Source organism: Streptomyces sp. NRRL S-350 (assembly GCF_000719705.1).
GTDB lineage: Bacteria > Actinomycetota > Actinomycetes > Streptomycetales > Streptomycetaceae > Kitasatospora.
Genome location: NZ_JOHO01000053.1, coordinates 47,375 through 69,702, shown reverse-complemented (window position 1 = coordinate 69,702; position 22,328 = coordinate 47,375). Strand labels below are relative to the sequence as shown.

Genomic DNA, 22,328 nt, shown 5'->3' with positions numbered 1-22,328 from the left:
GGGAGGACGAGGTGTCGGCCACGATGCACGCACGCCTGACCGCGCTGGTCACCGCCTTCTCGACCGGACAGCAGATCGTCCTGCACTGCGGGAGGCCGATGTGACCTGGCATCGGCTCGCCCGTGCGACGGTCCTCACCGCTGCGCGCATGGCCATCCACTGCGACCAGGTCACCCGGCCCGACGGGCAGCGTGGCGAGGTGTGGGTCACGGAGCTGCCCGACGGCGCCCTGATCGTCCCGGTGGACGACCTCGGACGGGTCGGCATGGTCCGCTCCGTCACGTACGTGCACGGCGAGGCCGTCACCCCGCCGGGCGGCACGGTCGAGGACGGGGAGAACCCGTTGCAGGCCGGGCAGCGGGAGCTGCGGGAGGAGGCCGGGATCACCGCCCGGGATTGGACGGCGCTGGGCAGCGTCGCCCTGCTGCCGCGCCACACCTCGCGTCTGCACGTCTTCCTCGCGCGGGACCTGACCGTCGGCGAGCAGAGCTGACCGCCTCGGAGTTCGGCATGACCCTGGAGTGGTGGGACCTGGCGGACGCCGTCGAGGCGGCCTACGACGGCCGACTGACCCTGGCCGGCGCGTCGCTGGGCATCCTCATGGCCGCCCGCCACCTGGAGACCGAGTAGGAAGGGCGTCTGCCCGTGTGCACGGCGTTCGTGAGCACCGACTCGTGCTCGGCAGTGCCGGTCCTCCTGCTCGCCGTCCGGGACGAGCACACCGACCGCCGGTGGCTGCCGCCCGGCCGCCACCGGCCTTCTCGACCTGCTCACGGGCGGCCTGGACATGGCGGCGGGTGGGACCCAGGCTTGGAGGGCCGAGCAGCTGCCAGCGGTTGCCCGGCGCACTTTGCAGTCCGGGGCATCGCCGCAGGCCAGATGGGGTGCCACCTCCGGCCCAGCGCGCCGCGGCGGCTGGTCAGCCCAGGCCGGGCAGGCTGCGCAGTTCGGAGACGCGCAGCAGACGGGCCAGCAGCACGAACAGCGCCAGCATCGCGGCACCGCCGGCCGCCAGCGCCAGTACGGAGCCGGCCACCGGAGCGGGGACGACACCGGAGCAGATGTGCGCCACCGCCCAGCCGACGGCGCTGGCGATCCCCGCCGCAGCCGTGAGCTTCCCGTACGTGCGCACGAGCCGCTTGCCGTCCAGGCGGCCTTCCAAGCGGCGGCGCAGTTTGAGCCCGGTGACGAGCAGGCCACCGGCGTAGGACGCGGCGTAGGCGGCCGCCATGCCGATGGCCGCCCAGCGCGGAGGCAGGAAGAGGTGGCAGCCAGTGGCCAGGACGATGTCGAGGCCGGCGATCCAGACCGCCATCCAGAAGGGGGTCCGGGTGTCCTCGAAGGCGTAGAAGCCGCGCAGCAGGAGGTACTGGGCGGAGAACGGGACCAGGCCGAGCGCGAAGGCCTGCAGCATCTGGCCGAGCGGCTGCGCCGAGGCCGCCCCGCTGCTGCTGTGGGAGAACATCACCGTGGCGATCTGCGGTCCGAAGGCCAGGAAGAAGAAGGCGGCCGGGACGATCGCCACACCGGTGACCCGCAGCCCCCGCGACACGTCATCGCGGACGTCGTCCAGGCGGCGCTCGGCCACCGCTCGGCTCAACCGCGGCAGCATCGCGGTGACCAGAGAGACCGTGACGATGCCCTGCGGGAGCATCCAGATGTTCTGCGCGAAGAAGTAGGCGCTGTTCCCCGCGCCGGCCTTCGGCAGGACCGCGTCCACCGCGTTGGCGTAGCGCGTCACGACCGTCAGGGCGATCTGGTTGACCAGTACGAACAGCAGGGTCCAGCGCGCGGCGGCCACGCTCTTGCCCAGACCCGTGCCGCGCCAGTCGAAGCGCGGGCGCCACCTGAATCCTGTCCCGGCGAGGTACGGGACCAGGCAGGCCGCCTGGAGGGCGATCCCGATCGTGGTGCCGATCCCCAGCAGCCGCACCTCGGCCGGTGTCACCGACGCGGCGTCGCCAGGGGCCGGCACGAGCCACCGGTACAGGCCGAACACGGCGATCAGCACGAGGTTGTTCAGGACCGGCGTCCACATCATCGCCCCGAACTTTCCGCGCGCGTTGAGGATCTGGCCCAGCATGAAGAAGAGCCCGTAGAAGAAGATCTGCGGCAGCAGGAACCGGGCGAAGGCCACCGTCAGCTCGAACAGCTGGTGGCTGTCCGGCGTGTCCGGCATGTAGAGGCCGACGATCCACGGAGCGAGCACCACGCCCACGACGGTCCCCACCGCGAGCACGCTCAGCACCATCGTGACCAGCCGCTGCTCGTGCGCCTGGCCGCCATCGGCATGCTCGGCACGTGCGCGGACCAGCTGCGGCACGAGCACCGAGTTCAGCGCACCGCCGATCAGCAGCGTGTAGAGACTCGTCGGCAGCGTGTTCGCGGTGTTATAGGCACCGCCGACCGCCAGCGTGCCCAGCGCGGCGCCCTGCAGCACCAGTCGGAACATCCCCGTGCCGCGCGACACCACGGTGCCCGCAGCCATCCATGCGGACGACCGCATCAGCCCTCCGGACGCGGCCTTCGGACGATGCCGCGCGTGGCGCCGCCGCCCAGGAAGCTCCGTCTCCGCCGCCGATGTGCCCACTTGATCGACCATGACCTCAATCTAGGGCCGTGAAGATCGCGTTCGGAAGCTGATGTCGAAAAAACGAACGTCTGCCGGTATCTGACGGCCCGCCAGGAATCCGCAGGTGGCATAGGTCGGTCACTCGAGTTCATTGTCACCGGCACGATGGGCGGCGCTGCCCTGCGCCCGGGGACAGGGACAGAAGCCCGGGGCCGTGATCCCCGTGGGTTCGGGGAAGCCGAAGGTCTTTCGGCTTCCCCGAACCCACGGGTCCAACGGTGTGCGTCAGGCCGGCGCATCCGCGGGTTCGGGTGAAACACCAGGACGCCGAGCCGTTCGAAAGGCCTCGGCGGTGACGTCGGCCGGACGTCCTCGTGTCATGACGGCCGCCCGCCGAACTGCCAGTTGTGCACCTCGATCTCGGCGTACCGGTCCGGGGTCAGAACGGCGCGTGCCGTCTCCGGGTCCGGTGCCCGGACCAGCGCCGCCGTGCCCAGCCAGGTGGCGCCGTCGTCGGACAGCAGCGGCCCGTAGGCGATCAGCTCGTCCCGGTCGGGCGGCAGGGCGAGGTCGGCGGCCTGCCCCGAACCGAGGCCGAGCACCAGGTACCGGTGGCCGCCGGTTCGGCCACCGGGGAAGTCCCACATGGTGCGCCCCAGCATGTTGCGCCACCGTCGCAGCAGCACGTCCCGGTAGACGCCGCCCTGGTAACCGGGCTCGTCGAAGGCGAACGCGCGGGCGGCGGCAGGATCTGCCAGGTCGACGATGTGCACGCTGCCGGTGGGCCTGCCGCCGTCACCGGAAAGGGTCGGGCCGCGGGCGATCATCTCCGTCGCGTACCGGTCCATGTAGGACCAGTGCTCTTCCAGCAGCTCCTTGCGCAACGCCTGGGAGCCGGGGCGGTCGCGGTGGTAAACGAAGAACTCCATGCCCGAAGGATCTCTTCGAGGAGGTGACGGAGTCGAGCGACTTTCATTGCAGCGACTGCTCGGCAGCCCCCGCCAAAAGCGCGCGTGCCGACTCCGCGTGGTGGATGGCGGTCTTCTCGTCGATGCCGAAGGTGAGGGACAGGTGGAGCGGGTCGGGCCCGTGGGTGAGCGCTTCTTCGAGCTGCCGGTCGACACGGATCCGGTCCGGTGTGGCGGAGAGGTTGCCGGTAGCCCGGGTGGTGAAGAGCCGGCCGGCGGGGCCGAGCCCGACGGCGGTCTTCTGAGTGAGCGGCAGGTGGGGGTTGTGGATCCTTGGCGTGCTGCGGGCCGGTCTCGGTCTCAGGTCAGGTCGGTGCGAGGGTCGATGGTCCAGTGGTTGGTTACGAGGACTCGACCGGCGAAGGTCACGTCTTGCCTGCCCACGAACCGGAAGCCGAGGGAGCGGCAGATGCCGTTGGACGGACCGTTCGTTGTGGCCGGAAATGCGTGAATCAGCCCCCACCGGCTGTCGTCGCGGGCCAGCCCCAGCACGGTGCGGACGGCCTGCTTGGCAAGTCCCCGTCCCTGGAACTCCGGCAGTACCATCCAGCCGATCTCGGAGATTCGCTCGCCGTCGGTGTCGTGGGGCCACAAGGCCACGGTTCCCGCGACCACGTCGGGCTCGGCTTCATCGGGCACGATCATCTTTGTCCAGTCCGTTCCCGCCGCTGCCCGCCGGACATCACGTTGGACCTTCGCCGCCATTCCTTCGCGAGGCAACGGACCGCCCAGCTCGGCCATCATGGCCGGGTCGCATCGCATCCGGACGTACGCGTCGAGGTCGCCGTACTCGACATCACGTAGCAGCATCCGTGCTGCTCCTTTGCTCTTGGATGTGGACGTCAGTCTGGCGGTTGCTGACGTCGGCGGATAGGCGGCCCAGTCCCAGCGGCGGCTCACTGCGCCACTTGACGGCGACGGCGACCGTGATGTGGATGCCAAGGGTGCAGGCGAGGACTGCGGCGGGCAGCTCGGTGGCGAGCTGGAACAGCGCCGTGGAGCGGGTTGCCGCGAGCCGGATGCCGGGTTTGCGTAGTGCTTCGCCCATGGCCCACGCGACCAGACGACCCGTCTACGCCGTCAACCCGACGGCCGCCGCCCGCTACCGCGAGCGGCGCAGCGTCTCGCGCAAGAAATCCGACCACCTCGACGCGCTGGTGCCGGCGCACATCCTGCGCACCGACGCCGACGCCTACCGCCGGCTCCCGGCCGACCGCGAACTCGCCCAGGCCGGCAACGAGCTCCGCTCCCACCTGCGCGAACCTTCCCTGGCTGCCTCGCCGCCGTCCAGCCGAGGGGCCGACGCGGCGCGCTGCGGCGTAGGTCATGGTCATGCGGGTTCGGCGGCGATGAGGCCGGCGGCGCGGGCCGCGGTGAGGACGCCGAGGAGGTAGTCGTCGTCGTCGGTGACGAGCCAGACGGCCCAGTGCCTGATGCGCATGACCCGGGCGGCCAGGGCCAAGCTCAGACTTGGCCACGCGAACGGGCCCTGCCGGTGCGCGGTGGCACCGACGGCGGTCCGCTCCGCCGAGTCGGTCAGCGGAAGGAAGGGGCGCAGGCTGGTGTGGGTGACCAGCCCCTCGCACCGGCCGTCATGGCCGCGGACGGGCAGGTAGTCGATGTGGGCGCCGCGCAATACGTCGTCGGCCTGTTCGACGGTGCTGTCTTCGGCGATCTGGTAGTCGCACGGGTCCATGGCATCGGCGACCGTGAGACGACAACGCACCGACCGTGAAGAGTGTGGGATCACGGCGTTCACCGTTCCCGTCCCCAGGCACGTCCTTCGAGGCTGCCCGGTCCACCCAGAACGAAGCCGGAACGGATGCCGGGATGCGAAATGCCCTGGATACCCTCCGAGTCTACTCCGCAGGCTGCTGCCGCGCCGGAGCAGCGCCCGACGGACCCACCCGGCTTTCACTCCACCACATCCGGACGTCCGGTTGCCGGCGGGACGGCGGGACGGCGGGACGGCGGGACGGCGGACAGAGGCAAGAGGGCGCCGGAGTGGGTTGAGCAGACATCCAAGCGGGCGCCGGGTCGACGCTCGGAGGTGAGGGCGAGTCAGATCGCCCTGCGGGCCGGACCGGGAGGAGAGCCTCGCGGCCCGCACCGACACGGTCCGCCGACGCCCCGGGCGGCCACTCCCCCTCCCTCGCCCGCCCACCGAAGTGGCCGCCCGGTCGGCCGATGACCACGGGCGGCCGACCACGGCACCCGCCCGGCACCGGGGACCGTGTCAGGCGGTCCGGTTCGGTGCGCCGAACCAGCGGGTGAGTGACGACCGGAGGGTCTCCGGGTCGCCCACCCAGCAGACGTGGCCGTCCGGGCGGATCAGCATCGGTTCGACGGGCGCTTTCCCGGCGGCCCGGTCCACCCGGTCGGCCCAGGGGGCGACGGCCCCGGCGAGGGCATCCTGCGGGTCGAGCAGGACGCCCCGGCCGGAGCGCAGGAGCTGGTGCACCCGGACCGGGCCGAGGTCGATGTCCGGCACCGGGCGGCCGAGGAGCGGGTGCGGGGCGGTGTCCGGCATCGGGTAGCGGGTGGCGGTGCCGGACATCAGACCGCTCAGCCGGCGCCGGACCTCCGGCAGGGTGATCAGTTCGGCGAAGAGGTCCCGGGTGGCGAGCACGTCCGGGTCGCGGGTGCCGGCCCAGTCCATCAGCAGTCCCTGCGCCTGGACGTTGCGCAGCACGGTGGTCCCGGCCAGGTGGCGTTCGGTGTGGTAGCTGTCGAGCAGGCCCTCCGGCGCCCAGCCCCGGACGGCGGCGCCGAGTTTCCAGCCGAGGTTGAAGGCGTCCTGCATGCCGCCGTTCATGCCCTGGGCGCCGAGCGGGAGGTGCACGTGGGCGGCGTCGCCGGCCAGGAACACCCGCCCGTGGCGGTACCGGGTGACCTGCCGGGCCGCGTCGGTGATCCGGCGGGCGTGGCACAGGTCCAGCAGCTGCACCCGGTCGCCGAACACGGCGCGCAGCCCGTCGCGGATCTCCTCCTCGGTGATCGGCACGTCCCTGGGCAGCGAGCGGCCCGGCCCGCCCATGGCGAGCCGGCGCAGCGGCCGGCCCTCGCTGTCGGTGCCGAGCGGGAAGATCCCCGCCCAGTGGCCGTCCGGGCTGTGGTGGTGGGTGGGCAGGCCGTCGGCGCCGCTGAGCCGCACGTCGGCGGCGATCGTGGTCAAGGTGCCCGCCCGGCCCGGGAATTCGGCCTTGAGCAGCGACCGCACGGTGCTGTGGCCGCCGTCGGCGGCGACCAGGTGGCGGGCGCGCAGCGACCGGCCGTCGGCGAAGGTCGCGGTGACGGACTGGTCGTCCTGGGCGAGGGCGATCAGTTCGTGGTCGCGCCTGACCTTGAGGCCCTGCCCGGCCAGGTGTACCTCGAAGAAGGCCTCCAGCACGACCTGGGGCACGGAGCGCCAGGGCTGCCGGGGGAGGTGGGCGCCAGGTCCCGGGTCGGGGGCCGGGGCGTCCGGCAGCGGGATGCCGGCGAAGTGGCTCCCGCCGACCGGGTGGTCGCCGCCGGCGAGCAGCGGTTCCAGCAGCCCGCGCTGGTCGAGCGCCTCCAGTGTCCGGGTCTGCACGCCGCCCGCCCTGGACAGGGCGCTGCGCGCGGGCAGCCGGTCCACGAGCACGGTCGACACGCCCGCCAGCAGCAGTTCGTTGGCCGCCATCAGGCCGGTCGGTCCGGCTCCGACGACGAGTACGTCGGTGTCCATGGTGCGTCTCCTCAAGCTCCGCCGGGTGGTTCCCGTTGACGGGTCAACGCTCGCTCCGGCGGGGGCCGTTGGGCCAGTGACCGGCGCGGTGACGGCGGAATCCGACACCGGGTACCCTCGGCACGGTGGAATCCGACTACGACGAGTTGGACCGCCGACTCGTCCACGCCCTGCAGATCGACGGCCGGGCCCCGTTCAGCACCGTCGCCGCCGTCCTCGGGGCGTCGGACCGCACCGTCGCGCGCAGGTACGCCCGGCTGCGCGCATCCGGCGCGGTGCGGGTGCTCGGCGGGGTCGACCCGGTCGCGCTGGGTGCGGAGTTGTGGCTGCTGCGGGTGCGCTGCGCGCCCTCGGCGGCGGTCGCGGTGGCCGAGGCGCTGGCCCGCCGCCCCGACACCTCCTGGGTGAGCCTGACCTCCGGCGGCACCGAGATCACCTGCACCGTCCGCGCCGAGACCGAGGCGGACAGCGAGGCCCTGCTGCTGGCCCGGCTCCCGCGCACCCCGAGGGTCGAGGGGGTGAGCGCGCACTCGGTGCTGCACACCTTCTACGGCGGCCCGGACAGCCTGATCGCCAAGATCGGCCCGCTGGCCCCGGCCGCTGTCGCGGCCCTGCACCCGGCCGCGCCGGCGCACCGACTGCCGCCGGACCGACTGCCACCAGACCGACTGCCACCAGACCGACTGCCACCAGACCGACTGCCGCCCGGCCCGGTGCGGCTGGACGACGGTGACCGCAGGCTGCTCGCCGCCCTCGGCACGGACGGCCGCGCGGGGTTCGAGGAACTGGCCGCCGTCACCGGCTGGTCGCCGACCACCGTCCGGCGCCGGATGACCGAACTGCGCGAACGCGGGGTGCTCTACCTGGACATCGACTGCGACCCGCGCCTGCTCGGCGTCGGCACCAGGACCCTGCTGTGGATCTCGGTCGCTCCCCCGTACCTGGAGGAGGCCGGCCGGGCGCTGGCCGGGCACCCGGAGGTCGCTTTCGCCTGCGCGACGACCGGTCCGACCAATCTGTACGCCACCGTGGTGTGCGCGGACCAGCGCGCCCTCTACCGCTACCTGACCACCCGGGTCGCCGCGCTCCCGGCCGTCACCCACGTCGAGACGGCGCCGTCGATCAAGACCGTCAAGCAGGCCGCGAACCGGGGCTAGCGGCCGGTTTCGGTGGCCGGTGTCGGCCTTCTGCTCGTCGGTGAAGGGCGAGGCGAGACACCCTCTGCCCCGCCCGCCAGCCAGCCCGCCCGGCCGCCCGGCCGCCCGGCCGCCCGCCGACCAACGAGCACCGAGCACCGAGCACCGAGCACCGAGCACCGAGCACCGAGCCCGACAGTCACGCCCTCAGCGGCTCCCGTCAGGACCTTTCAGGCCTCTCGAGCCGGTCCCTGGCCCGCCGGGATGTCGGCGAAGACGATCACGGCCGCGCTCTCGCCGTACTTCGCCGACCGCTCCTGCCGGAAGTCGCCGCTCCGCACGAGGATCTGGCGGATGTGGATCTTGGTGCCGATGGGGAAGGTCATCTCCTCCTCGGACTGGTTGTTCCTGCCGAGTGTCCTTCCCCGGTGGTCCTCCGGGAGGCGGAACTCCCAGACGATCTCCTTGCCGGCCACATACGTGTGGGTCAACGGATCGCCGTACGTGGTCGACAGGATCGCCGGCCACTCGATCGTCTGGTCGACGGAGACGTAGCCACCGTCCGGGTGGCTCTCCTGCTGCTTGAGGATGCCGCCGAACGACTCGTACAGGTGCTTGCTGTCGCCCCGCACCACGTTGCCTTCCTCGTTCGCGCGGGGCGTCGTGAAGTCGTCCCACACGCCGTTGATCCGGGCGAAGATGTCGAAGGTGTCCGCGAGGTACTTCTTGTCCCACGCCTCCGTGGTCTGCTCGTCCGCGTAGCCCCGCGCCATGGCTACACTGCGCCACGCGTCGAGCACCTGGTTCTCCTTCGACTTGTAGGAGAAACCGGGGGCGGCGATCTCGCCGGGGGTGAAGCCGACCTGCCCGAGGGCCGCGAGGAGCGGGTTGATCCGGCGGTAGTCGGAGCTGAGGTAGTTCTCGCCGAGGTTGAGATCACTCTGCTTCTGCTTGGCCGCGAGGACCGCCGGGTCCAACTCCAGGGCGCGAGCCGCTTCGTACTCCGCGCGGGACGTTTCCCGTTCCTCGACCGTCCCCCACGACTTGTCCTTGAGGGACGCCCGGGGCTTCTTGCCGTCCGAGCCCGCGGAGATCAGATAGGACCCGAAGCCGAAACTGAGGATCGTCTGCCCCTCGACGTCCCCCTCGTCCGTGTGCTTGACGACCTGGGTCCCCTTCGGGAGGCCCGCCGGGAGGGTGCGCTGCACGGACACCTCCGCCGCACCGGCCGCCCCGGTCCCGGGGTCGGCCGAACGCTGCACGTCGGAGGAGGTCCGGGGGGCCGGACGGCTCATCACCGCGCGGGCGTTGGCCTCGGCCTCGCGCTCGAAGCGGTCGGACGGGTCGGAGACCTTCAGCCCGTTGCCGTTGTCGGTACCGCTGACCGGTCCCTGGCGCTGCTGGATGACATGGGTGAGTTCGTGGGCGAGGGTGTGCGCGTCGCCCCCGCCCTCGCCGATGACGATGTCGTTGCCGGAGGTGTAGGCACGCGCGCCGACCTCGGCGGCGGAGGCCCTCGCGGCGCCGTCGGTGTGGATGCGTACGTCGGAGAAGTCGGCGCCGAGGCGGGACTCCATGTCCGTACGGGTGGCCTGGTCCAGAGGCCGGCCGGGGCCGCGCAGGACGTCGTGGACGGAGGAGCGCTGGAGGGCCGGGGCCGCGGCGCGCTGGACGGCCGGGTCCTGGAAGCCTTCGTGGCCGCAGCCGTCCCCGTGCCGGTGTTCCTTTTCGTCCGGGCCGTGGCCGGCCCGGCGGAGCATCTGGACGACCGCCGCGTTGCCCACGGTGGCCTGGAGGGCGAGCAGTCGTGACCCTTGGTGCCCGGCCTGGGCGGCCTCGTGCCTCGCCTCCCGGCTTGCCCTGGCCCTGGTGGCTTCCTCGTTCTCCCGCTTGCGCATCGGGCTCCGCCCCTCCTGGGATCGTCGGCAACGTCCCACTCAACCCGACGGCCACGGCGCGGCGGAAGGTACTTCAGGGCAGAGTCGGGGTCTCTGCGACGGTCCCCCGCGGCACTTCCCTACGGGCGGCACGGCAGCAGGATGTGGAGCCCCCGGCGCGGTCGACCGGAACCACGCCGCCGGACCAGCCAGGCGCGTTCCCGAGCCGGCAGGGCCGATCCGGGCGGTGTCCCGGACCGTGCTGGAGCGGGAGCCGGCCTTCCATCCGCCCGATCCGCCCGATCCGCCGACAGGAGCGGCCGCACGGCGCTACGGCGGCCAGGTGCTGCGGGCGGCCAGGCGTGCGGGCAGCCGGGGGCTGCGGCGGCCGGGGGCTGCGGCGGCCGGGTGTTCACCGCCCTCCACCCCGACGGCGGCTACTTCAGCGGCTCCTCTGGTTGCCGGCCCACTGCGGGTCCGAAGCCGTGCTCGATGAGAGCGAAGACCTCTTCCACTGCGGCCGACGGGTCCTCGGCGTCCCGCGCCAAGGCGTAGGCGCTCACCAACAGCACGGCCCCGCAGGGTGCGGTGGTTCCTGCGCGCGTACCTGCGGTGGTGCGTGCGGTGGTGTCCGCGATGGTGCGTGCGGTGGTGTCTAAGTCGGGTGGGCGCCGGCGGCCCCGCGGCCGTTCTCGGCGGCGAGCAGCGCGTCCAGGAGCGCGGTCTGCTGCTCGGTCAGCTTCCCCTCGGTGCGGGCGCCCGCCTGCTTGCGCAGCCACGTGCCGGGGCGGAACGTCGGGTCGTCGCCGAGGCCGGTGCGGTTGACGGGGCCGGTGAGGGTGCCACCGGCGGCGAGGTAGGCGAGCAGGCGGCGGTAGGAGCGGTTCCAGTCCGGCTCCAGGCGCCAGAGCTCGTCCAGGGCGTCCAGCTTGGCCGTCTGGTCGGGGGTGAGGTTGTCGGCGCGGCGCTGGCGGCGCATCCACGCGCCGACCGCGTAGTCGTCCAGCTTCGCGGTCGCGGGGATCGCGAGGTGGCCGTGCCGGCGGTGGAAGGCCTTCGCGTAGGCGTAGCCGCGTTCCCAGGCGTTGGCGTTCTTCGACCAGATCATGCCGAGGGCGTCCAGCTCCGAGACCCGGGCCGGGTCGAGCAGGCCCTGGCCGTTGAGGTGGCGCTGGCGGGCGAGCCAGGAGACCAGCTCCGCGTGGGTCGTCCTGTCGGTGGGGTCGAGGTGGCCGTGCTCGATGTGGAACCTGGCGGCGACGGCGTGCATGCGCTGCCACTCCGTCGCCCGCGGGTTGAACGCGCGCAGCTTCACGGTCTGCAGGATTTGGGCGGCGTGGCGGCGGGCGTCGATGCGCAGCCAGTCCACCGGCGACTCCGCCGCCGCCGCCGACGGCTGCTCGCGCTCCCCGGCCCCGGTGTCGGCGGCTTCGGCGGCCGAGGCCTCCGTGGTGGTGTGTGCGGCGCCCTGGGATCGGGTGCCGCGCAGTTCGGTGATCCGTCCGACGACCCGGGCGTCGTGCGCGGCCAGGGCGCGCAGGACCCGCCAGATGGTGCGGAAGCTGGAGGCCTCGAGCTCGGTGTCGGCCTCGGCCTTCACCGCCTCCCCGGCGTCGCGGACCTCGGCCGGGTCGGCGGCCGCCGTGCCGTCGTCGCCGACCGCGGGCGTCGGCAGGTAGACCGGGATGATGACCCAGGACACCTTGCCCTGCCGGTAGGACTGGCGCAGCGCCCGCCCGACGGCCTGGACGATGTCGATCACGCTGGATTTGGGGTCGGCGAAGCAGACCGCGTCGACGGCGGCGACGTCGATGCCTTCCGTCAGCAGGCGGGAGTTGCAGAGGATGCCGCACTCCTCGCCGTCCTCGCCGGTGTGGGCCTTGAACTCCGCGAACGCGGCCCGGCGCTCCCGCAGCCGATCGGTGCCGGCGACCGCCTTCGCCCAGATCCGCTCCGGACGGTCCGCGTCCTGCAACAGCTCCGAGGCCTCCAGCAGGCTGCCGGCGAACTCCCGCGCCCCGGCCACCCGCGAGTGGAACGTGATCACCCGGCGCAGGCCGAGGTCGGCGACCGCGCGCAGCACCGCGATCTGCAGCGCGAGGCGCAGCAGGTCCTCGTTGGAGCGCTGGGAGCGCAGGTCGGCGACGGCGGGCAGGTTGAGCAGGTCGCGCAGGTCCTCGTCGGTGACGACCGGCACCAGGACGCGGTAGTCGGCGAGGTAGCCGTGCTCGATGCCTTGGCCGAGGGTCCAGGTGGAGACGGTGGGGCCGTAGATCGTCTCGTCGTCCATGGAGCAGAGCGCGGGCAGCTGCTCGGCGTCGTCGGTGTCGCCGTCGGCGTCGGCGAGGTCGGCCAGGCCGTCCTTCGCGCGCCGGTCGTCCGCGATCCGCGGGGTCGCGGTGAAGTACAGCCGGCGCGCGGCGGGGACCTGGCCGTCGTCGTGGACCGCGGCCCACGCCTTGCCCTCCGAACCGGCGGTGCGGTGCGCCTCGTCGACCACCACCAGGTCCCACGCCGGGAGCCCGAACTGCTGGTGGGCCTGCACGATCCGCTCCAGCGAGGCGTAGGTGGCGTACACGGTGACCGCCTCGCCGGTCCTGGCCGCGGCGACCAGGTCGGCGAGGCGGGCGGCCTGCGTGGACACCTCGGCACGGATCCGCCCGCCTGCCTCCGCGCTCTCCAGCGCCTCCTCCCGCGAACACGCCGCCACCGCCAGACCCCGGCGCCCGCCCCGCAACGACCACGCCTCCGCCGTCTGCTCCAGCAGCTCGATCGTCGGCACCAGCACCAGCACCCGCCCCCGCACCGCCAGACGCCGGGCGCAGCCGGCCGCGATCAGGGTCTTGCCGGAGCCGGTCGCCGCGACCACCGTCGCCCGGCCGCCGGCCTTCACCTCGCGCACCGCAGCCGCCACCGCGTCCTTCTGGAACCAGTGCAGCGGCAACGGGTTCGCCACGGTGGCGGACGGCTGCGCCGGGACCGGCTGCCCGGTTGCGGCACGGAACGCGGCCGGCACGTGCCGCTCGGCGGTGGCGGTGGTGGTCTCCACGGCGGGTGGGCCTCCTTCGGATGCTGAGACGGCGGAGCGGGGTAGTCGAGGCTGTGGGATGGTCGGGCGGGCGGCCTCTCCCCGGGGCCAGGTCATGGATGGGGAGAGGCCGACCTGTGACCGAGCGCTTCAGTTGGCGAGGTGAGCGTTGACCGGGGGCGGGACCGGTCTGCTCGCCTCCTTGCTCGTCGGCTGGTCTTCTGGTTCCTTACGGGGTCCCTGCCCAGGCGGTCGAGCGGCTCGGCGCGACCGGACGGCGGAGCATTCGACCGGCGCCGTGCCGTCGCCCGGCGGTTGGGGATTGGCTGGTCAGGCCAGTGCCGTGCGGGCCAGGGCGCACAGTTCGGCGCTGTCGTCGATCACTTCCGTCGGGACGCTGTAGTAGGTGCGTACCACTATCTCGCGGCCTGCGGCGTGGTAGGTGAACGGTGTGGACCCGGCCTTCTCGTAGTCGGGTCGGGCCGAGCCGTCGACGCGGAGGTAGAGGGTGTCCATCACGATCGCGAACTGGACGGCGTGGCTGCGCAGTGCCCAGCCGCCGAAGTAGCGGTGGACGGTGACCTCGCCGAGGGGCGCCAGCTGATCGGCCAGGTACTCGGCGAGGCTGCGGGATCCGCTCACGCGGGCAGGAAGAACCCGGTGATGTCGGCGAGCCGGCCGTCGCGGTGGAGCGCGGTGCTCACGCCCGCCATGGCGGGCTCGCCCTGCTCCCCGAGCTGGGTCCACCGTGCGAGCGACCGGTCGTGGTGCTCGAGTACCTCGTCGATGCGGAACCGGTGGCCGGGGAAGGCCCCGGCGAAGCCGGCCATGTAGGCGGCCAGCTCGGTCAGCCCGCCGACCTCCGTGCCCGGGTCCCGGTAGGCGACGTCTTCGACCGCGACCGCGCCGAGTGCGGCGAGCCGCTCGCCGGGGTCGGCCGACCAGCACGCGGCATAGTCCGTCCAGAGCTGCTGTGAGTCACTCATCGCTGTCCCTCTTCCTCGGGGCCGATCGACGCCATCGCGCCGTCGGTGATCGTGTGCAGTTTCGTGATGGGGGTGCCGGCCCGAACCAGCACCAGCAGGCCCTGATAGAGCGTCAGCAGGTGGGCTGCCGAAACCTCGACGTCGAGGTCCGCGGACAGCCGGCCCAGGTTGCGGGCGCGCGTCAGGGCCTCGGTGAAGCCGGACTCGATCGTCTCCAGCCCTCGGTGAACCGCGTCGGCGGCCTGCGGCACGGTGAAGGACTCCACGGCGGTGTTGGTGAGCAGACATCCCGGATCGGGATCGAGGCCGGTCTCGAACGCCGAGGTGAAGAACGACCGGATGCCTGCCACCGGGTCCGCCGGTTCCAGGAGATGGGCCCGGACGCGGCCCTGCACCACCTGGTCGTTGTAGGCGTCCAGTGCCGCGCGGAACAGGCCGTCCTTGTTCTGGAAGACCCGGTACAGGCTGCCCGGATGCAGCCCGGTCGCCTCCTCGATGTCCCGCAGTGAGGCCCCGAGGTAGCCGCGGCGACGGAACAGCCGCATGGCGGAGGCCAGTACCTCCGTCCGATCCCACAGCTGCTTGCGTCCCACCGGCACCCCCATAGTTGAACGATCGATCACAAAAATAGCATGCCGGCCCGCCCGGCCGCTCCCACGGCTCCGCCCGACCCCGCACCAACCGGTCCACGGCAGCGCAGTCCCCGGCAATCGGGACTGAGCACGTGCCCTTTCCCGGGGCGCACCGGCCCGCAAGCTCGCGGTGAAACGCCTTCAGGAGCAACGAACCTGCGGCGGAGTCGCTGACACCGGCCGGGAGCCGCCCCGGATGCACGAGCCCTCGACCGGCTCGAGCGCGACGTCGCCCAGCCGCCGGAAAACCCCCCTCCTGCGCGCGTACCGGCCACCCCGAACGAGGGGAGCAGCCGTGACCTGCGCAATCACGCCCCGTACTCGACCTGTCCAGCCCACCGACGTCGGCCGCGGCTGGACCCGCGCCAACTCCCGGCGCGACACGGGCCATTACGGCTCGGAGAGCACCACGAAGTCCGCGCGCATCGGCTGCCCGTTCCACGACGCCGCCGCCTGGTGGGAGCCGCCCGACCACCACCGCGCTGAGTGCGCCGACACCACATGCTCAACCCGCCGACTCGACCGCCCACTCGCCGACTGAAGCGCCCAGTCGCACGTGCGGGGGCGGGCGGTGCTACTCGGGCGGCACCCAGCCGCGGACTTCGAGGTAGGCGATGTCGGCGTCCTCGACGGCGCGGCCGGTCTCCACCAGCCACCCCTTCATGGCCTCGGTGACGTCGCCGTGGTGCTCGGCGACCCGCCGACTCCACTCGGCGGCGTCGAACCCGCCGGTGGACGCGGAGCCGTAGGTGCGCTCCTCCGTGCCGTCCGCGCGGGGGATGAAGCCGCGGCGCAGCCCCGGGGAGTCCTCGGTGGAGCCGGCCGACATCGTGTACTGGTCGGCTTTCATCCGGACGGTGAAGGCGAGGCGGCCACCGGCCTGGCCGGTCTCGTGCACCACGGCGGCGAGGTGGGCGGCGCCGGACTTGATGGCCTGCTTCCCTGCCCGGCCGGCCATCGAGCCGCCTGCCTCGCCGACGACGTCCTTGCCGCGTACCCGGGCCTTCTGCCCGGTCTTCGTGCGGCGCCGCTGAACGTTCTCCCGGGCGACGGCGGCGAGCGCCTCGGGGTCGCGTTCGCCGCCGTGCACCGCCCGGACGACCTGGCGCAGCGCGGCGACGAACGCCTTGCCCTTGCCCTTGGTGAAGAACTGGGAGACGAGCGAGGCGTCGCGGCCGAGCATCCTGGCGACCTGGCGCTTGGTGTAGCCCTGGTCGATCAGTTCCTGGGTCAGGCGGGCGGCTTCGTTCGGCTGGTTCGGGTCGGCCGGGCTCACTGGTCAGCTCCCTTCGCGGCGAGTTCGGCGCGGCCCAGGGCGCGCAGCTTGAGGTACTGCTCCTGGCTCCTCGGGTGCTCGACGGGGCCGGTGAGGTGGCCCTTGAGGAGGTAGTCGCCCACCTCGCCCCGGTAGGGCCAGGGCTGGCGCTCGGTCAGGGCGATGCCGTCCGTGCCGAAGTAGACGACCGTGCCGGGCTTCGCGTGCAGGGCGCCGGCGTGGCCGATAACCTCCTTGCCCTGGCGGTACTTCATGTCCAGCAGCGCCGCCCGGGCGCCGGACCAGACGTAGGCGGCCCACTCGGGGTGGGCGTACGGGTCGCGGGAGAAGCCGGCCTGCCGCTGCCAGGTCACCACCTCGCCGTCCTGGCCGAGGATCTCCACCCCGTCCGGCAGCGCCTCGCCGACCGGGGTGGTGCCGGAGACCAGGCGCGGGCGCTGCGCGAACCCGCCCAGGCCGAACAGCAGCACACTGCGGACCGCGCGGGAGGCGAGATAGGCCGCCTGTCGCTGGCGCTCGTCGGCGTGCAGCTTGGAGAGGTTGGTCAGGTCCGCCCAGGCGACCTTCAACCGCTTGCCCCACTCGTCCAGCGGCTTGCCGTCCTCGAAGAGCAGACCGCCGAGGATCTCGACCTTCCACGGCGCGATGTGGTTCGACAGGGCCAGGTGCACCTCCGCGCCGCCCGCCCACGTGGTGAACGTGGCGCCCGGCTCCGAGGGGTAGACCCAGGCCCGGTCACCGGTCACCGGGGCGGGCAGCAGCCCGACGTGGGTCCAGCCGGCCGGGACGGTCACGCGCACGTTCCAGTGCGAGCAGGACATCAGCGCCTTGACCTGCTCCGCCTCGGTCATCGCCGCGAACGCGGCGGCCGTGATCCGGCGCGGCGTTCCCACCGGCGACTTCCACAGGTGCTTCGCGTAGGCGAAGGTGCGGTCGTACTCCACCAGCGCGGGCAGCTGCTCCGGGACGCGCGGCGGCAGGATCAGCTCGGTGCGGCCCTGACCGCCCGTCGCGTGCAGCAGGCCCCGCAGCTCCTCGGACAGCACCGGGTAGCCGCCCGCCCACTTGCCCGTCGTCGGAATGGTGCGCGACCACAGGTCCCGCCCGGTCTGCGACGGCGAGCCCATCAGCACCGCGTCGTCCCAGTGCCGGCGCAGCGCCTGCCACAGCAGCGTGAACGCCTGGCGGCAGGTCACGACGTCGGCACCGTCCGGGTCGAACCACTCCCCCATCGACCGGATCTCCGTGCTGCCGCCGTCCGGCGCGGCCGCGGGGGCGTAGCGGCCCACCGGCTGGCGCTGGTGCACGAAGTGCCCAGCGAGCTTGTCCCGGCCGGAGCCGACGGCGGTGGTCCACCGCTCCGACGGGGTGTTCAGCCAGGCGGCGACGGCGTCCTTGAGCGTGGAGTAGCGCTCGGCGCCGTCGTGCCAGGGGGCGCCGGCGGTGATGTAGACCCGCTCGGTGCCGGGCGCGGTGGCCAGGACCGCGTCGAGGATCTCGCCCGGGGTGCGGGCGCCGAGGTCGACCCGGACGACCTGGTCGCGGACCGCGAGCAGACCGGCCGCTACGTCCAGGAACACCGTGGAGCGGGCCTGCTGCGTGAAGTTGGGACGCCTGGAGACCAGGCCCGTGGTCACGGCCTCGAACCGCGCGCCCGCCGGGCCCTCGGGGAGAGTCGGCAGCTCACGCGGGCCGACCTCGGCCACCGGCCGCGGCGCAGCAGCGACCGGAGCGACCGGAGCGACCGGAGCGACCGACACAGCCGCCTCGACCGAGGCGGGCTGCTCGACGACGGCCTGGTCCTCGACGACGACCTCGACCTCGACCGAGGCCGCGGTCACCGAGGCGGCCGCGGTCACCGGGGCGACCGGGGCGACCGGGGCCGGCTGCTCGGGTACGGGGGCCGGTCGGGTCAGCGCCGGGGCGACCGCGGCGGCGGGCTCGGCGACCGGCTCCCCCGTCGGCGCCTCGACGGGTGCGGGCGCCGCGGTGGCGGCCTGGCCGTCGGCCTTGGCGGCGCGGACGGCGGCCGGGGTCGGGTCCAGCAGGGGCGCGATCCGCACCACGTCGCCGACCGCCAGGCCCGAGGCCTTCGCGATGGTCTCTGCCTTCGCGCCTTCGTACCCCGCGAGTCCGGCCACCCGGCGCGCACGCTGGGCGCTGAGCTTGTCCAGCTCCTTCTGCGCGGCGGCGACGGCCTTCTCGGCGGCCGTGATCTCGGAGCGCAGCTCGCGCAGACCGGCGAGCTCGGCGGTGTACGTCTTGCGGTCCATCAGGCTGGCTCCCCCTCGTCGGCGGTGTCGGCGGTCGGCCGGGTGGTGACGTAGGCGATCGGGCCGCCGGAGACGGACGCCAGGCGGGTTCCGAGCAGCAGGCGCGCCAGCCGCGCATCCTCCGGGTCGGCCGGGTCGGCGGCGTTCGCCGGGGCGGTGAGGTCGGTCAGGTAGCCGCCCAGCCGTGCCTTCGGAAACCGGTAGCGCCCCGTGGTGCCGGCCGTGCCGTCGGACTCCCACTCGGTCAGGCCGGTCAGCACCGCGACGACGAACCCGGCCACCGTCACCGGCAGCACGCCGCCGGCCGCGACCCGCGCCGGGTCGCACCGCCACCAGCCCGACAGCGCCGCCAGCAGCTGCGCCTCGTCGAGCGCGGTACCGAAGCCGATCCACTCCCGGTCCGCCTCGTCCACCCGGGCCGGGGCGTCCGAGCGCAGCACCGCCACCTCGGCCCGGCCGAGCACGCTCAGGTCCGCGGCCGGCCGGGCCTGCAACCGCTGGAGCGCGGCCAGCGGGAACACCTGCCGGCCGACGTCGCGCACGCCGGGCACCACGCCGGTGGCCATCAGCTTCTTCACCGTCGGAATCGAACATCCCAGCGCCGAGCCGGCCTGCCCCGTCGTCACGAACACACCCGGACCTCCCCGCGCCCATGCCTATCGATCTCACTGGAAAAGCTAGGGCGACCCTATCTTCCCGCCGACACCGTCCACGCCTTCCGGGTCGGTCGTACCGGTATGTCGCGGGTGGGACGCGGAGATCCGGGCTCGGCGCGATCGCCACGGCGTTCGCCGGTGACGACCGGGGCACCGGCGGACGCCGTCTTCCTTCCCGACCGCGGACGTCCTTCCCGACCGCGGACGCCCTTCCCGACCGCGGACGCCCTTCACGGACCTCGCGACGCGGCCGACACACCCCCGCTGGAGGAGGCCTTGACGAGGAGGCCTTGACGAGGGGGGCAGGGTCCGTCGGGGCCGGTTGTCAGGCGGCGTCGCGGTCGCGAAGCTGCTCGGCGGCGGCCTGATATGCGTCGGCGGCGCGGGCGAAGTAGTCGAAGAGGACCTCCAACTGCTCGGGGGTGTAACCGCCGAGGAGTTCGCCGATCCGCCGGCGGGCGGGGGCCATCGCCTCGTCGAGGCCGGCGGGCTTTCCGACGGGTTCGACGATCACCTTGCGCCGGTCATCGGGGGACGGGGCGCGGCGGACGTAGCCGGCCTCCTCCAGCCGGTCGACGAGGCGCGTGGTGGGGCCGGTGGTCAGGCCCGTCCGCGCGCCCAGTTCCCCGGGGGTCATGGGCCCGCAGAGTTCCAGCGCGTTCAGTGCGTACAGGTCGGTGGCGCCGAGGCCGCACGCCTTGGCGCCGGCGTGGCCGTGGAGCATCACGGCGCTCAGGTACCGACGGTAGGTCTCGTCGGCCCCGGGCGGGATGGCATGCGTTGACACGGGCTTCTCCACTCCATAATCTCTTCCTCGAGGAAGATAAATTCCAAGAGAAGATAAATCTTCGAGGAAGCGTCTTCACTGGCGAAGCTATCACGGAGGGGATGCCATGCGTACCGAGACCGTCGACGCCACCACCACCCCAGACCACCCGGAGGACTCGACCATGACCAGCCACCAGCCCGCCCACGCCGACCGCTCCGAGGACACCGCCGCCGTCCGCGCCCTGCTGCAGCGCAGCACCGCCGCCTGGGCCGACGGTGACGGCCCCGCGTACGGGGCGTGCTTCACCTCCGACGCCACCGACGTCACCTACGCCGGCACCCTCTACCGGGGCGCCACCGAGATCGGCCGTGCCCACCAAGCCCTGTTCGACAGTTTCCTCAAGGACACCCGGCTGGACCTCGACCTGGCCGACCTGCGCTTCTACGGCCCGGACACCGCCGTGGCGGTGACCCGCGGCGACGTGCGCAAGAGCAGTGCCAAGCCCAGCCGGCTCGACAAGCTCGCCACCTACACACTGGTCCGGGAGGCCCACGGGCAGTGGCGCATCGCCGCCGTCCAGAAGACCCAGCGCAAGCCCCTGATGGAGGCCTTCTCCTTCCGTGTCCGGCCCGCCACCCGACCGGCCGCCGACTGACACGACGCCAACCGCCGCCGGTCGGCCCACCGCCGTGTCAGCCTGCGAGCCCCGGGCCGGCCGGTCGCCCCGGGCCGGCGGTCCTCCTGCGGCCGGCCGAGACCCGGTCGCCCCGGTCGCCGCCGTGTGATCAGCGCGCGCCGTCGGCGGCGTCGGCGGCGTCGGGCTTGGCGAGGCGCATAGCCGTGTCCTCCAGCCCGACGCTGTGGGAGCCCTTCACCAGCACCACGTCTCCCGGCCGGAGGTAGGTCAGCAGCAGGTCGAGGGCGGCGTCGCGGTCCGGCACCAGCGTGCCGTTGACGCCTCCCGCCACCGCCCGGTCGTGCACCAGCCGGGCCTCCCGGTCGCCGACCGCGATCAGGTCGGTGATCCCGCTGCGGGCGACGAGCCGGCCCAGCTCCGCGTGGTGGGCCTCGGACTCCTCGCCCAGCTCCCGCATCTCGCCCAGCACCGCCACCGTCCTGCGCCCGCCGCTGTCGGCCATGGCGGTGAGCGCGGCGAGGGCGACGGCCATCGACTCGGGGTTCGCGTTGAACGCGTCGTTGATCACCGTCACGCCGTCCGGCCGCTCGGTGACGTCCATTCGGCCCGGCGTCAGCTGCCGGGCACCGGTCAGCGCCTCCGCCGCCTGCCGCACGCCCGCGCCCAGCCCGATCGCCACCGCGGCGGCGGCCGTCGCGTTGGAGACGTGGTGCGCGCCGTGCAGCCCCAGCTCCACGGGGGCGCGCTCGCCCCGGTACGTGAGGGTGAACGACGGCCGCCCGGCGCCGTCCAGCTCCACGTCGACAGCCCGCACGTCCCCTGCCTCCCGCCCGAACGTCAGGACCGGCGCGACCGTGCGCGGCGCCATCGACATGACGTACGGGTCGTCGGCGTTCAGCACCGCCAGGCCGTCGGCGGGCAGGGCCTCGACGAGTTCGCCCTTCGCGGCGGCGATCGACTCCTTCCCGCCGCCGAACTCGCCCACGTGCGCGGTGCCGACGTTCAGGACCAGGCCGACCTTCGGCGGGACGATCCCCGTCAGGTACTTGATGTGCCCCGCGCCGCGCGCGCCCATCTCCAGCACCAGCAGGCGGGTGCTCTCGTCCGCCCGGAAGACGGTCAGCGGCAGGCCGATCTCGCCGTTGAACGACAGCGGCGTGGCCACCGTGGTGTCCATGGTCTCCAGCACCTGGGCCAGCAGGTCCTTGGTGCCGGTCTTCCCGGCCGAGCCGGTCAGCCCGATCACGGTCGGCGCCTTCAGCCGGTCGAGCACCGCGCGGGCCAGGGCGCCCATCGCGTCCTGGACGTCCGGCACCACGACGGCCGGCACCCCGACCGGCCGGGCAGCGAGCACGGCGGTTGCCCCGGCCCGGACGGCGGCCTCGGCGAACCGGTGCCCGTCGGTGTGCTCGCCCGGCAGCGCGATGAACAGCGCTCCGGGTTCCACCAGGCGCGAGTCGATGACCCCTGGCCGGTCCACCACCGCGTCCGGATCGGGCACGTCGTGCAGCGCGCCCCCGACGGCCTCGGCGATCTCTTGCAGGGTCATGGGGACCACGCTGGCTCCGATCCATCGACGCACCCACCCCTCGTCGGGGCGGCTGCCTCCGACGCTAGCGGCTCCCCGACGCCGCTCCGGTCATCCCGCGCATTCCGAACCAGACTGTGGAAAAAGGAAGATGAGCAGGTCTCCTGCTGAACGTCGTGTCGCCCTCGCCACCGGTGGCCGCCCGGCGTTCGCGACACAGTGTGCGGACCCCACACCGCCCCGGTCGCCGACCCGGGTGGCATGAGAGGACGTCAAGCAGT

Annotated in this window: 20 protein-coding genes and 1 pseudogene; 5 read left to right on the top strand and 16 right to left on the bottom strand. The window is 73.1% G+C overall.

The window, feature by feature from the left end; genetic code table 11:
• Positions 1-100 precede the first annotated feature (100 nt).
• Positions 101-493 (top strand): NUDIX domain-containing protein, encoded by a 393-nt coding sequence (locus IF30_RS42290; protein WP_051711675.1) that lies wholly within the window; start codon positions 101-103, stop codon positions 491-493.
• A gap of 426 nt (positions 494-919) precedes the next feature.
• Here IF30_RS42290 and murJ read toward each other — a convergent pair whose 3' ends face one another.
• The 4 genes from murJ to IF30_RS0131970 form a co-directional block, all read right to left on the bottom strand.
• Positions 920-2,506: a murein biosynthesis integral membrane protein MurJ gene (gene murJ / locus IF30_RS0131985; RefSeq protein WP_234322924.1), complete on the bottom strand. Its 1,587-nt coding sequence runs from the start codon at positions 2,504-2,506 to the stop codon at positions 920-922.
• 443 nt (positions 2,507-2,949) lie between these two features.
• Entirely contained in the window at positions 2,950-3,501 is a 552-nt protein-coding gene (locus IF30_RS0131980) for a YciI family protein (protein WP_030244982.1), read from the bottom strand.
• A gap of 339 nt (positions 3,502-3,840) precedes the next feature.
• Positions 3,841-4,350, bottom strand: coding sequence for a GNAT family N-acetyltransferase (locus IF30_RS0131975; protein ID WP_030244980.1), 510 nt, complete (start codon positions 4,348-4,350; stop codon positions 3,841-3,843).
• Positions 4,337-4,588 (bottom strand): hypothetical protein, encoded by a 252-nt coding sequence (locus IF30_RS0131970; RefSeq protein WP_030244978.1) that lies wholly within the window; start codon positions 4,586-4,588, stop codon positions 4,337-4,339. The genes IF30_RS0131975 and IF30_RS0131970 overlap by 14 nt, the downstream gene beginning before the upstream one ends.
• A 16-nt stretch (positions 4,589-4,604) precedes the next feature.
• On the opposite strand from IF30_RS0131970, the pseudogene IF30_RS45810 reads away from it, so the two are divergent.
• Positions 4,605-4,772 (top strand): annotated as a pseudogene (locus IF30_RS45810) (IS110 family transposase); the annotation flags it as partial.
• Positions 4,773-4,870: 98 nt separating this feature from the next.
• Here IF30_RS45810 and IF30_RS0131965 read toward each other — a convergent pair.
• Positions 4,871-5,236, bottom strand: a complete 366-nt coding sequence (locus tag IF30_RS0131965; protein WP_051711674.1) for a CBS domain-containing protein — start codon at positions 5,234-5,236, stop codon at positions 4,871-4,873.
• A gap of 540 nt (positions 5,237-5,776) precedes the next feature.
• Positions 5,777-7,249, bottom strand: a complete 1,473-nt coding sequence (locus IF30_RS0131960) for an FAD-dependent monooxygenase (protein ID WP_030244974.1) — start codon at positions 7,247-7,249, stop codon at positions 5,777-5,779.
• Between the two features lie 125 nt (positions 7,250-7,374).
• Here IF30_RS0131960 and IF30_RS0131955 point away from each other — a divergent pair, with 125 nt between their 5' ends.
• Positions 7,375-8,406, top strand: coding sequence for an Lrp/AsnC family transcriptional regulator (locus IF30_RS0131955; RefSeq protein ID WP_030244973.1), 1,032 nt, complete (start codon positions 7,375-7,377; stop codon positions 8,404-8,406).
• Positions 8,407-8,615: 209 nt separating this feature from the next.
• On the opposite strand, the gene IF30_RS44105 is transcribed toward IF30_RS0131955, so the two are convergent.
• The 5 genes from IF30_RS44105 to IF30_RS0131920 form a co-directional block, all read right to left on the bottom strand.
• Positions 8,616-10,283, bottom strand: coding sequence for a DUF4157 domain-containing protein (locus tag IF30_RS44105; RefSeq protein WP_051711673.1), 1,668 nt, complete (start codon positions 10,281-10,283; stop codon positions 8,616-8,618).
• Between the two features lie 634 nt (positions 10,284-10,917).
• A complete protein-coding gene (locus IF30_RS0131935) occupies positions 10,918-13,311 on the bottom strand; it encodes a DEAD/DEAH box helicase (protein WP_051711672.1) in 2,394 nt (797 codons plus the stop codon).
• Positions 13,312-13,620: 309 nt separating this feature from the next.
• Complete coding sequence (locus IF30_RS0131930; RefSeq protein ID WP_037901798.1) at positions 13,621-13,932, bottom strand: TfoX/Sxy family protein; 312 nt, start codon at positions 13,930-13,932, stop codon at positions 13,621-13,623.
• Positions 13,929-14,276, bottom strand: a complete 348-nt coding sequence (locus IF30_RS0131925; protein WP_030244965.1) for a nuclear transport factor 2 family protein — start codon at positions 14,274-14,276, stop codon at positions 13,929-13,931. The genes IF30_RS0131930 and IF30_RS0131925 overlap by 4 nt, the downstream gene beginning before the upstream one ends.
• Entirely contained in the window at positions 14,273-14,869 is a 597-nt protein-coding gene (locus tag IF30_RS0131920; protein WP_030244963.1) for a TetR/AcrR family transcriptional regulator, read from the bottom strand. The genes IF30_RS0131925 and IF30_RS0131920 overlap by 4 nt, the downstream gene beginning before the upstream one ends.
• A gap of 334 nt (positions 14,870-15,203) precedes the next feature.
• Between IF30_RS0131920 and IF30_RS48180 the strand changes: the two genes are divergently transcribed.
• Positions 15,204-15,449 carry a hypothetical protein gene (locus IF30_RS48180; RefSeq protein ID WP_158835628.1) on the top strand — a complete coding sequence of 82 codons (246 nt, stop codon included), beginning with the start codon at positions 15,204-15,206 and terminating at the stop codon, positions 15,447-15,449.
• A 33-nt stretch (positions 15,450-15,482) separates the two neighbouring features.
• On the opposite strand, the gene IF30_RS0131910 is transcribed toward IF30_RS48180, so the two are convergent.
• From IF30_RS0131910 to IF30_RS0131895, 4 genes are all read right to left on the bottom strand, one after another.
• On the bottom strand, positions 15,483-16,184 hold the full coding sequence (locus IF30_RS0131910) for a hypothetical protein (RefSeq protein WP_030244960.1): 702 nt from the start codon (positions 16,182-16,184) through the stop codon (positions 15,483-15,485).
• Positions 16,181-18,457, bottom strand: a complete 2,277-nt coding sequence (locus IF30_RS0131905; protein ID WP_030244958.1) for a hypothetical protein — start codon at positions 18,455-18,457, stop codon at positions 16,181-16,183. The genes IF30_RS0131910 and IF30_RS0131905 overlap by 4 nt, the downstream gene beginning before the upstream one ends.
• On the bottom strand, positions 18,457-19,035 hold the full coding sequence (locus IF30_RS48825; RefSeq protein WP_234322923.1) for a DNA-binding protein: 579 nt from the start codon (positions 19,033-19,035) through the stop codon (positions 18,457-18,459). Before IF30_RS48825 ends, IF30_RS0131905 begins: the two co-directional genes overlap by 1 nt.
• Positions 19,036-19,438: 403 nt before the next feature.
• The gene (locus IF30_RS0131895) at positions 19,439-19,900 is read right to left on the bottom strand and encodes a MarR family winged helix-turn-helix transcriptional regulator (RefSeq protein ID WP_234322922.1); all 462 of its coding nucleotides are present in this window, start codon (positions 19,898-19,900) and stop codon (positions 19,439-19,441) included.
• Between the two features lie 106 nt (positions 19,901-20,006).
• Here IF30_RS0131895 and IF30_RS0131890 point away from each other — a divergent pair, with 106 nt between their 5' ends.
• On the top strand, positions 20,007-20,537 hold the full coding sequence (locus tag IF30_RS0131890; protein ID WP_234322921.1) for an SgcJ/EcaC family oxidoreductase: 531 nt from the start codon (positions 20,007-20,009) through the stop codon (positions 20,535-20,537).
• A 130-nt stretch (positions 20,538-20,667) separates the two neighbouring features.
• On the opposite strand, the gene IF30_RS0131885 is transcribed toward IF30_RS0131890, so the two are convergent.
• The gene (locus IF30_RS0131885; protein WP_030244950.1) at positions 20,668-22,077 is read right to left on the bottom strand and encodes a UDP-N-acetylmuramoyl-tripeptide--D-alanyl-D-alanine ligase; all 1,410 of its coding nucleotides are present in this window, start codon (positions 22,075-22,077) and stop codon (positions 20,668-20,670) included.
• Between the last annotated feature and the right edge of the window lie 251 nt (positions 22,078-22,328).